This is a genomic window from Legionella tunisiensis (assembly GCF_000308315.1).
GTDB lineage: Bacteria > Pseudomonadota > Gammaproteobacteria > Legionellales > Legionellaceae > Tatlockia > Tatlockia tunisiensis.
Window position 1 is genome coordinate 1 of sequence record NZ_CALJ01000296.1, and the last position, 9,821, is coordinate 9,821.

The window sequence follows — 9,821 nt, forward strand, 5'->3', positions numbered from 1 at the left end:
CCTTGGATGCCCTCACTCGTGAAACCTTACAAAAACGAGATTATTGAACTCAAACAAAAACTCAATAAAACAATTATTTTTGTAACCCATGATATTAATGAGGCCTTTCGGTTAGCAGACCGAATTGCCATCATGCACGAGGGAAATCTTGAACAAATTGGAACAAAGGAAGACGTCTTGGCTCAGCCTGCAACGGAATTTGTTAGACAATTACTTAATAATAAAATAAATCAATAATATGGGCTATTTGGATTTCATAACAACGTCTCTACCTGAATTACAAATCAAGCTAGTTGAGCATATTTCTATCTCTATATCGGCCATGTTTATAGCTATTCTTTTAGGTATCGGTTTTGGGATCCTTATGACTCGATTACCCAAATTAAGAAATATCGGGCTAGGCCTAACGAATATATTTCAAACAATCCCCAGCATTGCCTTGCTTGGTTTTTTAATTCCTTTTGTTGGAATAGGCATCACACCAACCCTTATTGCCCTGATTATTTATGCGTTATTACCGATAACAAGTAATACCTATACCGGCTTAAAAGGGGTTTCCCCCAACTATCTTCATGTGGCTGATAGTTTGGGATTTACTCATTGGCAACGGCTATACATGATTGAACTTCCCCTCGCACTTCCTGTGATTATGAATGGCATTAGAATTTCTATGGCCATGACAATCAGTATAACTACTATCGCTGCCTTTATAGGGGCTGGAGGCTTGGGAGATTTTATTACACAAGGATTATCCTTAAATGATCCAAAGCTCATTTTATTAGGCGCAATTCCTACTGCCCTACTTGCCTTGACGGCTGATTATATCCTTGCAACTCTAACCCTTTTATTATCGCGTCGTCATCGATTAGGATTGCGATTTAAAAAACAAAAATTATTTTAGTAAGTCTTCTCATTTCAATACCAATCACTGTAATCACCAATGATTTGTTCACTGCTCATCGAGCAAATGACTCCATTGTCATAGGTACCAAAGATTTTACTGAACAGTATCTATTAGGCGAGCTCATGGCGGAATTACTTGAAGCAAAAACTGATTTGCAGGTTATCCGTAAATTTAATCTTGGCTCAACCACTATTTTACACAAGGCTTTACTTGCCGGCCAAATAGATATTTATCCCGAATATACTGGAACAGCCTATCTTGTCATATTGAAACAAAATCAAATTAAAAAGCCCCAACAGACTTACCAATTCGTTCGTAAAACTTACCTCAAAAAGTATAATTTGGTTTGGTTAGCACCTTTTGGCTTTAATAATGCGGAATCATTAGCAGTAAAAGAACAATTTGCACAGCAACATCATTTAGTGAATTTGAGTGATTTGGAGACGATTGCTGGCCAACTTCATCTGGCCGCCCCCGCAGAATTTCTCAAACGTGAGGATGGTTTACTCGGCCTGACTCGCACTTATGGCTTTAGGTTTAAAAAGATAGTACAAATGCAGCCAGATCTCGTGTATCAAGCTATACAAAATAATCAGGTACAAGCGATCGAAGCATTCACTACCGATGGAAGAATTGCCAGCTACAGGTTGCGCCTGTTAAGAGACAATAAACATTTTTATCCTCCTTACTATGCTGCCCCCATTATTCGTCATGCCATTTTGACAAAATATCCTCAAATCTCTCTAGAGTTAAAAGCGTTACAAGGCGCACTTGACGATAAAACCATGCGACATTTAAATTATCTGGTAGATGTGAAGAAAATAAATCCACAAAAAGTCGCCCATGATTTTTTAGTGGCGCAAAAACTCATTTAAAATTCAAACCGCCGTGAAGCCTCAGCTCCTCACACTAGATGAAAGCTAATCCATCGTTAATGGTGAAATTGCTTTTCCACACACCTTACGCAGTGCATTAGATAGTTGACGTAATCTGGGTAACTCTTCTTCACTGATATGATATTCTTTTGCCAGTCTGGCAGGTTCAGTGAAGCTTAACCAAACCTGGCCGAAACTATCTTCGGTCGCCATGATACGAAGGGGTAAGTCCAAAGCGAAAGCAGGATTGGTTTGCATAAGCAACGTACCTTTCGCAGGATTGCCTACAATTAATACTTCTGTGTTTGGAAGCTTTTCGCCGACTTTTTTGCCTCTTCACTGTGAGAGATTTGGGCAAAAACTGTACCTCCTTGAGCCTGAATAATACGCCTTACCCGTTCTAATGTTGTAGATACTGCATAAGGACTTTGCAACGTTTCAGACCATGCAGCTCCCTGAATGAGCGGACCCAATTTAGGATCGAAAGACGCTGCAATTTTTCGCGCCAAGATATCTAAATCCAGCAAGTTGTCTTTATTGGCTAATAGAGTTACACAAACTAACTCCGAAGCATCCGTAAATCGACTTAAAAAGGAAGAATAGCCAGGGATATTTCCTTTAATTTCCATTAAGCCCTTATGACCTGGAAAAAACCAACCACCATTGCCTGGTATAATCTCACCATCGTTCAACGCGACAGGATTGTATATAAAGTTTTTACTGTCTGGATCTTTTAACAGAATACCACCAGCAAGCCCTATATCCCAAAGACTAATATCCTCCGCCGAAGCGACAATACCGCTGTCGGCGTAAGTAGCAGCCCAGGTCAGTTGTGGACTCGGCGCAAGCGCTCCATTATTGTCAACATAACCTATAGCTAGCTCAGTAGGATTAATAAAAATAGGGTTTTGCAGAAATTGCTGATGCTTAAATGGTACAGAACCATTATTAATTTCATTTTGTATCGTAGCCACATTGGATACAAAAAAGTATGTTTTAGCCCCATGCGCTCGATTTGATTTTTAGTTACGTAGTCTTGGTAAGAAATTCCACTGGCGTTTTCAACAATCTTGCCTAATAAATAATGGTCGGTAGCGCTGGGATTCATTTTAGAACCTGGTGAAAATAGCAAGGGCTTCTTACCCAGTAACTGCATAAAATCAGTCAAGGAATAGTCTTTACTGAAATCAAAAGATTCGTCACTATAACTTGGCAAACCGGAGCTATGCATTATTAAATGGCGAATCGTTATAGTGGACCATGTCTGAGGAAGATCAGAAAAATAAGTTGTAATAGCATCTTCGAGTTTAAGCTTACCTTCCTCTTTAAGCTGTAGTATTGCTACTGCTGTAAAGGCATTACTAAGTTGCCCTACATTAAACACTGTATTCGAAGCAACTAGACGTTTTTTCTCTCTGTCAGCCAATCCATACCCTACTACACGCGTAATGTAAGGTGCTTGGACAATGGCCAGAGCCATACCGGGTACATTATTATCCTGCATATATTGTATAATGAGATCGTCAATGGACTGTCCCTTATAGAAAGTGTGATAATCCCCACGTCCCGTAGAGTTTAATTGCTCTTTTGTCATAACGTACTCCCTGTAAAAGCATCGTTAAAAGCTCCTCCGAACGTTGGTTCGACTGGGGCCGTTTATAAAACCTTAAATCATATTTTGAAACCCAACAATAAAAGCAGCCCACACCCCCACTAAAATGTGAGAAATACTTACTCCAATTAAAGAGTTCTGTCGCGCATATAACCACCCCCAAAAAATACCTGGAATAAAGGTAGAAAGTGCAAATCCCAGAGACGTATGTGAATGGACACTTGCAAACAGAAGATTAGAAATAATAATAGCCTTCCATTTTATTGAGGTTTGGGTACCGTCCAGCAAATTTTGTAATGAAGACTGAATACACCCTCTAGTAATAAATTCTTGCACTGGGCAAAAAATTATATATAGAAACATAAAGAGAAAATAAGAATACCAGTTAAATATCGCTCCATTTTTAAATGGAGCAGTATGGTCAAATAAAGGAAAATGACTCAAAGAAGTAATATGAGTTATCAAAAACCATTTAAGAAGTACAATCACGATGAGAACAGGGAGGGTAAATAGTATCCCTTCGAAAAAATTTTTTGCTGCATGCTTGCGAGTGATACCGTAAAAACTATAGGGATTACCACTTTTTTAACTACCGAAAACGCAACGAGAGTAAAGATAACAATGATTATCAAGCTCGGCAGTGTAGTGCTTGAAAAATACCCTTCACTCTTTTCAATTAAACTTAAAGATAAAGCATAGAGAGATAGCAGAATGAGCACTCTAATAAAGAAAATACTCATGACATATTTATTTTGCAGCGCTTTTACAGTGACTTCATTGGTATACCGCAGACGATTAGCGATTTTACGATTCAACGCATTGGCCATTTTATTAAGCAAAGAGGCCAGTTGAGGGTTTTTCCTTAATTTATCAAAATCAAATTTATATAATATACAGGGAGTTAAAGTAATCACTGACGCAGAGCGAGGTTCCCTATCGATAAGAGCCATTTCCCCTATGCTCTCCCCCTCTGTTAATTCAGCAATGATATGTGTTTTTACTCCAGAATTTTTACTATAGCCACCTTCCCCTTATCCAGATAGTAAAAACTGGACTCCTGCGAGCCTTCTTTAATGAAAGAGCTATTTTCTTCAAGCTGAATCCGTTCTGCTGCGTTAATCAGTTCCTGTAACTCATCCTGATTTAAATCAGAAAAAACACTTTGCTTAGCTAGGGTTATCATTAGTTGTCTTTGAGGTAGCTTGTTTATCTATTATAGTCATTAAGTGTATTTTTATTTCTAATCATGATTAATTTTCCTCTATAGGCATAAGTCCAACATACCATGGACATCACCATAATTTATCGGTAACTATTTTGGTATGACACGACATCACTACATCGTAGATATTCATATCATAGAAATACGACCATTTCTCTTTTTAGCAAATCATCCTGCTCCATTACACGTTCGCTTTGCCATCATGACATCCAAATTAACAATAATTAGCATAGCAATATTCTTTAATTTGTTAATTAAGAATCGGATTTTAATTGGTTCCTTGAAGACGCTACGAGGCAACTCAAATAATAAAAGCTGTAATCAAAGTAGATACATTGGTTGCACTCAAGGAATAAATAATTTTTCTCAAGTGAAGCGATGACTTGCCAGCGACTTGTAACAGGACTATATTTTTTACCTCTCTCTTTAAAACAGTAAAACATGACTAAAATTGCACTTTATCTGGCAGGCGGTGGAGCTCGAGGAGCCTATCAAGCTGGAGCTCTCAAAGCGATTAGTACAATTACAAATGCAAAAAAATTCCTTTTAACATACTCACCGGAGCTAGTGTTGGCAGTATTAATACTGCTGTGTTAGCTGAAAATGCACTCGATTTTTCTGCCAGTGCCAGTAAGTTAAGTGAATTATGGGGGGATATTACTTGTCCACAAATTTTTAAAACCAGTAATTATGCACTCAGTAAAACAGCCATGCGTAACATGAGTAGCATGTTTTTTAAGCAACGTCTCTTAGGACATATTCTTGATACAACTCCCTTGCGAGGTTTTCTCAAAAGAGTCATCAATTTTGAGGACGTGAACGGTGCTATTAAAAATAAACACCTAGAAACACTTGAGATCATCAGCAACTGTTATGAAACTCAAAAAACCATCTCCTTCTATCAACATCATTCAGAAGATTTTGAAGATTGGGATCATCCACTGCATATTAGTCAACGGATTCATCTGGACATGGAATATTTTCTGGCATCTACCGCACTCCCCCTGTTCTTTCCACCTTCAAAAATAGATGGCTTTCATTATGGAGATGGTCATTTAGGACTAGAGGCTCCTCTGCGTGGCGCAATCCATTGCCAAGCAGATAAAATCTTAGTCATTGGAAATCGACAATTAAGGAAAGGGACTCCTGAAAAATACGGGATGGTGACATTGATTTCTCACGTGTTTTAGGGGGAATGATTAACGGCTTATTTTTAGATAACCTTGATCGTGATATTGAGATGATTAACCATATGAACAATATTGCCAGCTTAGTGCCACCGGAAAAGCAACAGCAATCATCTTGGCGAACCGTTCAAATTTTACATTTGCGGCCCAGTGTAGATATAGCAACTATTGCTCAATCTCATTACAACAGCATCCCACTGTTATTACGTCTACTGCTTAATTTTCTTGGTGCAAAACGCCACTCTGGTGATCTACTAAGCTTTCTTTTATTCGAAAGAGAATTCACCCGAGCATTAATCAAACTAGGCTTTGACGATACAATGGCAATGCAAGACTCTGTTTCAGCCTTTTTTAATGTCTAAATTAGACAATCTAACTATTCTGACTGCTGATTTAAATTGCAGCTGTATATCGCGCGCCATCGTCAAATCTGCTTTTTAACTCCGCAAGGTTTCTTGCTGGTTGGAATAAAGTGGCCTGTGTCTTTGAAAACTCAGGTTGAACAGGCATCATTTGGGAGAGCTGTAAAAGCCTGCAATAATGGGCGGTCAGCAACATGCTCTCTTCAAGATTTAAATTATTTTCTTTATACCATCTTATTAATGCATTTGTGTAATCAGTACAATTTAATTGATAGCCACTGGGTAAAAACTTTCCTAAATGAGGCGTCGCTTTTAACATTGTCCTGAAGAATTCGGTGATTTCTTTCTGAAACGCCTCATGCCCAGGTATATTAATGTCAGATACCATATCCAAAGAACAAACATGGTTCCCTCTTTGATGCTGAGTAATAGATACGCCTCCATTCGTACCCTGCAGATAGCGTAAATACATTCCTGCTACAATAGGATAATCACCTTTCTTGCTGTACTCGTGTAATGTCGTAAATACCTTTTCTAAGGCTATGACTATTTCATGGTGATCTTGGCTTACTTCAAATAACAAACCAGTATCTTCCACATTCCGTGGATAACCCGTCTGATGATGGACTGAATCATACCAACGTGAAATAGACGCTTCATTTTTGCTACCAATCACAAGAGGAAGCACAACATATTGTGCGAAAAACGGAATCCAGGAAGGATATCGGCATAGAAATTCACTTACGTGCAAGAAATCATAAATCCTGGTTTCCATTTCTTGCCGCACATGCGTTAAGGGAGTACGGGCATTTCGATCCAAACATGTTTTCTCTACAGGACGCCAACGATATACACAGACATTTTTATAAGTGCGATTTGTCAACTCATCAGATTGATAGGTAGGCATAAGATAAATACTAGTGTAAGGATCACGTTCTAATAAACCCTGCTTAATTTCTTCAATTAATTGAGCGACGTTCATAATTTCTCTGACACATTCTAATTTTTTGGCTTCAGTACATTGAATTTCAGCGCTTAACACAAAACCAAACAATCCTTGATGACCTGAGCAAATTGTTTCAAAATCAGGATGAGTATTATCAATCGTCACAATTTCACCATTGGGAAGACAAAGCGTCATCGATTTGATAAGACCAGATACACCCGGTTGGTCTTTTCCAGTGCCAATGCCGCTGTTAGCAACTAAACCAATAAACGAAATGTATGGATTTAACGATGAGGTGGGTAAAGTAAGGTTATATCGCTCATAAAGCTGTTCGTTTATTTCACCAACTTGCATACTTGCGCCAATCACAACGATTTGATTACTCATATCAACAGCTTTAATTTCAGTAAATTCTTTTCCTACTAAACGGATAATAATGTCGGCATCTTCTACACCATGCACCGAATAGGATTCGCTGTATTTTTTTCTCGACCTCCGGCCGCAGGTCTCACTAATATACGTTGAGAAGGATCTTTCTTTTTATTTAAAGCGGTAATGAATTTCAGGACGCTGCTTAATGATTCAGTGTCACCAACATCTAACACTAAGGCATTTTTGTTTCGTCTAAATTTCGAATAGTTTGTCCATCCAGTGGATGGTTTAATTTTTAACTTATTTAAGTGAATAAAACGAATCAACTCTACACGTTCTCTTGGAGAAAAAGTCACCTCACACCTCATTTAATTTTGCTTAAATGGTTAATATTTAATCAAAATGACTGATTAGTTTAAAGAGAATTGTTTTCTAAGCAAGATTCCAATTTGGAATGACTATCAGAATAACCCGTATTATAATCGCATCTGCTAAAATGCTGTCCTTTTCGAGTTTCAATTAGCAAATAGCCTAAACTGTTGGAAAGGGGATGTTTGGGAAGACCGTGTTTAAATGGCGCGCTCGGAGGGACTCGAACCCCCGACACCTTGGTTCGAAGCCAATTTGATCAAGAGAAATTATAAATAAAATCAGTAACTTGCGATGTAACAAATCTGCCAATTACTGTCCACACTCGCCTGAAACAACTGTAGTTATACTACACTTTGTTACAAATCTGCTACAGTAAACTCTTATAGTCTTCCTGATGTTTGTCATGTGGAACTTTTAAAAACTCTAATTATATAAGGCTTTACAATTTGAGTGCGGAAATGACTTCATCCTTCTAAAAAGCAAAAAATGCAAAGTATGTGATTGAAGCCATAATTATTCCAGTAGAAAACAAATAAAAGGGATAGTAATTATTTATAGCAAGGGATTTAGGTGGCAATTACAGATAAAACAATAAAATTATTATGGTCAAATGCTGCTGGTATTTGTTCATTTACTGATTGTGATGAACGATTAACAGGAGCTAATCCTGCGCCTTACACATTAGGTGAAATGGCACATATAAAGGGAAAGAAACCTAGTTCAAACCGCTATGATAAGGCACAGTCGGATACAGAAAGAGATAGTTATGAAAATCTGATTCTACTTTGCCCAACTCATCATGAACTTATTGATAAGCGGGAGAATGAAGCAATCTATACAGTGGAATACCTTCATGCAATGAAGGTTAAACATGAAGACAAAATAAATAGATGGAATTTTCCAAAATATGATAGTTTAGAGCAGTTAAGAGAGCAGCTTGCAATATATATAGCGGAGAATAATATATCGTGGGAACAGTATGGGCCTGCTTCAGATATTGCTCGTAGAAATCCGAATAACGATGAATTTTATAATTTGTGGAATTTTGAAAAGCTTTCGACAATTGTTCCTAACAATAGGAAAATATTGAAACTACTCAATGAAAATAGAAATTTGTTTTCAAGAGCAGATCAGCGAGTTGTTAGTAAGTTTTTAAAACATGTGGAAAGCTACGAAAAATGGATCAATGATGAAATACCATACGAAGCTGTTTTACGTTTTCCAAAAGAGTTTGAACAATTAATTTTGGGAGATTGATATGCCAGCACATAATGAAGATTATCCTTGGATGAACTATTATGGAAATTACAATTTCTTTGAAGAAGGAATGCAAGCACATACTAATGTTGAAACAATAACAAAAGTTAATCCTAGCCTTTATGAAATTAAATTGACTGACGGCAGGGTTATTAAAACGTTTATATGTGAATGTTATTCCTTTAGCATTACAGAGTACCAAGAATTATGTGAGCGCTTGGGTGAAATAAACGCAGTAATTATAAACTCTAACTGGTGCAGTTATACATTAGAGGTAAAACGTCATTGCATGAATGAAAATGTTGGGATATATGATATACGTGGATTCATGGCGGCGATAAATATGAAAAATTATTGGCAGTATCTCACTGAATCTGAGAAAGAAAAATTTAAAGAAAAAGGCTGGGATTGTGTTTTAAAATGAAGATCTATGGATTCGGATCTTATTTTTCTGGTTCAAAATCATATAAAGATATCGATATTCTCATAGTTCATGATTTAAGTGATTATCAGTCTTGCACGCGTGCAATTAAATGCAAGAGATCAATTTTAAAAGAAATTGCTAAATCTAATGTGACTATTTTATCCAAATCAGAAGAGCTGGATTTTGACTTTATTTCTAGATCAGGTGCAGTTCTGTTATGTGAAATTGATGAAGATAGTATTGAAAATCTAGTATATATGGTGAAAATGTTTAAAAACAAACTCTAAT

General features: G+C 37.2%; 15 protein-coding genes and 1 pseudogene. 8 read left to right on the forward strand and 8 right to left on the reverse strand.

Features of this window, described 5'->3' with window-relative positions:
* The 3 genes and pseudogenes from BN58_RS26795 to BN58_RS35130 form a co-directional block, all read left to right on the forward strand.
* Window positions 1-237 (forward strand): annotated as a pseudogene (locus BN58_RS26795) (hypothetical protein); the annotation flags it as partial.
* A gap of 1 nt (window position 238) precedes the next feature.
* A complete protein-coding gene (locus BN58_RS35125) occupies window positions 239-901 on the forward strand; it encodes an ABC transporter permease (RefSeq protein ID WP_019217970.1) in 663 nt (220 codons plus the stop codon).
* Window positions 902-945: 44 nt separating this feature from the next.
* A complete protein-coding gene (locus tag BN58_RS35130; RefSeq protein WP_232220749.1) occupies window positions 946-1,779 on the forward strand; it encodes an ABC transporter substrate-binding protein in 834 nt (277 codons plus the stop codon).
* 45 nt (window positions 1,780-1,824) lie between these two features.
* Here BN58_RS35130 and BN58_RS35135 read toward each other — a convergent pair whose 3' ends face one another.
* The 6 genes from BN58_RS35135 to BN58_RS17660 form a co-directional block, all read right to left on the reverse strand.
* The gene (locus BN58_RS35135) at window positions 1,825-2,070 is read right to left on the reverse strand and encodes a DUF302 domain-containing protein (protein ID WP_232220755.1); all 246 of its coding nucleotides are present in this window, start codon (window positions 2,068-2,070) and stop codon (window positions 1,825-1,827) included.
* Window positions 2,070-2,753 (reverse strand): hypothetical protein, encoded by a 684-nt coding sequence (locus tag BN58_RS35140; RefSeq protein WP_232220750.1) that lies wholly within the window; start codon window positions 2,751-2,753, stop codon window positions 2,070-2,072. Before BN58_RS35140 ends, BN58_RS35135 begins: the two co-directional genes overlap by 1 nt.
* Complete coding sequence (locus tag BN58_RS35145; protein ID WP_232220751.1) at window positions 2,657-3,283, reverse strand: serine hydrolase domain-containing protein; 627 nt, start codon at window positions 3,281-3,283, stop codon at window positions 2,657-2,659. The genes BN58_RS35140 and BN58_RS35145 overlap by 97 nt, the downstream gene beginning before the upstream one ends.
* 162 nt (window positions 3,284-3,445) lie before the next feature.
* The gene (locus tag BN58_RS17650; RefSeq protein ID WP_232220752.1) at window positions 3,446-3,856 is read right to left on the reverse strand and encodes a CPBP family intramembrane glutamic endopeptidase; all 411 of its coding nucleotides are present in this window, start codon (window positions 3,854-3,856) and stop codon (window positions 3,446-3,448) included.
* A gap of 20 nt (window positions 3,857-3,876) precedes the next feature.
* Window positions 3,877-4,341: a cyclic nucleotide-binding domain-containing protein gene (locus tag BN58_RS17655; RefSeq protein ID WP_026069581.1), complete on the reverse strand. Its 465-nt coding sequence runs from the start codon at window positions 4,339-4,341 to the stop codon at window positions 3,877-3,879.
* Between the two features lie 47 nt (window positions 4,342-4,388).
* The gene (locus BN58_RS17660) at window positions 4,389-4,574 is read right to left on the reverse strand and encodes a cyclic nucleotide-binding domain-containing protein (RefSeq protein WP_019217972.1); all 186 of its coding nucleotides are present in this window, start codon (window positions 4,572-4,574) and stop codon (window positions 4,389-4,391) included.
* Between the two features lie 629 nt (window positions 4,575-5,203).
* Between BN58_RS17660 and BN58_RS35150 the strand changes: the two genes are divergently transcribed.
* Together BN58_RS35150 and BN58_RS35155 are read left to right on the forward strand one after the other, a co-directional pair.
* On the forward strand, window positions 5,204-5,803 hold the full coding sequence (locus BN58_RS35150; RefSeq protein ID WP_232220753.1) for a patatin-like phospholipase family protein: 600 nt from the start codon (window positions 5,204-5,206) through the stop codon (window positions 5,801-5,803).
* A gap of 5 nt (window positions 5,804-5,808) precedes the next feature.
* A complete protein-coding gene (locus tag BN58_RS35155; protein ID WP_232220754.1) occupies window positions 5,809-6,162 on the forward strand; it encodes a hypothetical protein in 354 nt (117 codons plus the stop codon).
* Window positions 6,163-6,193: 31 nt separating this feature from the next.
* Here the strand turns inward: BN58_RS35155 and BN58_RS17670 are convergent, their stop codons facing one another.
* Entirely contained in the window at window positions 6,194-7,570 is a 1,377-nt protein-coding gene (locus BN58_RS17670) for an FAD-binding protein (protein ID WP_019217973.1), read from the reverse strand.
* Complete coding sequence (locus tag BN58_RS17675) at window positions 7,558-7,848, reverse strand: hypothetical protein (protein ID WP_019217974.1); 291 nt, start codon at window positions 7,846-7,848, stop codon at window positions 7,558-7,560. The genes BN58_RS17670 and BN58_RS17675 overlap by 13 nt, the downstream gene beginning before the upstream one ends.
* Window positions 7,849-8,422: 574 nt before the next feature.
* Between BN58_RS17675 and BN58_RS17680 the strand changes: the two genes are divergently transcribed.
* Genes BN58_RS17680 through BN58_RS26810 form a run of 3 tightly spaced genes read left to right on the forward strand, consistent with a single transcriptional unit; the run spans window position 8,423 to window position 9,820 of the window.
* On the forward strand, window positions 8,423-9,109 hold the full coding sequence (locus BN58_RS17680) for an HNH endonuclease (protein WP_019217975.1): 687 nt from the start codon (window positions 8,423-8,425) through the stop codon (window positions 9,107-9,109).
* 1 nt (window position 9,110) lies between these two features.
* Window positions 9,111-9,533 (forward strand): hypothetical protein, encoded by a 423-nt coding sequence (locus BN58_RS17685; RefSeq protein WP_019217976.1) that lies wholly within the window; start codon window positions 9,111-9,113, stop codon window positions 9,531-9,533.
* Window positions 9,530-9,820 (forward strand): hypothetical protein, encoded by a 291-nt coding sequence (locus BN58_RS26810; RefSeq protein ID WP_019217977.1) that lies wholly within the window; start codon window positions 9,530-9,532, stop codon window positions 9,818-9,820. The genes BN58_RS17685 and BN58_RS26810 overlap by 4 nt, the downstream gene beginning before the upstream one ends.
* Window position 9,821: the final 1 nt, after the last annotated feature.

Bases quoted from the DNA above. Each gene is read 5' to 3' on its own strand.
- BN58_RS35125 (WP_019217970.1), top strand. From the start codon at position 239: ATGGGCTATTTGGATTTCATAACAACGTCTCTACCTGAATTACAAATC.
- BN58_RS35145 (WP_232220751.1), bottom strand. From the start codon at position 3,283: ATGCAGGATAATAATGTACCCGGTATGGCTCTGGCCATTGTCCAAGCA.
- BN58_RS17655 (WP_026069581.1), bottom strand. From the start codon at position 4,341: ATGGCTCTTATCGATAGGGAACCTCGCTCTGCGTCAGTGATTACTTTA.
- BN58_RS17660 (WP_019217972.1), bottom strand. From the start codon at position 4,574: ATGATAACCCTAGCTAAGCAAAGTGTTTTTTCTGATTTAAATCAGGAT.
- BN58_RS35155 (WP_232220754.1), top strand. From the start codon at position 5,809: ATGATTAACGGCTTATTTTTAGATAACCTTGATCGTGATATTGAGATG.
- BN58_RS17675 (WP_019217974.1), bottom strand. From the start codon at position 7,848: ATGAGGTGTGAGGTGACTTTTTCTCCAAGAGAACGTGTAGAGTTGATT.
- BN58_RS17685 (WP_019217976.1), top strand. From the start codon at position 9,111: ATGCCAGCACATAATGAAGATTATCCTTGGATGAACTATTATGGAAAT.
- BN58_RS26810 (WP_019217977.1), top strand. From the start codon at position 9,530: ATGAAGATCTATGGATTCGGATCTTATTTTTCTGGTTCAAAATCATAT.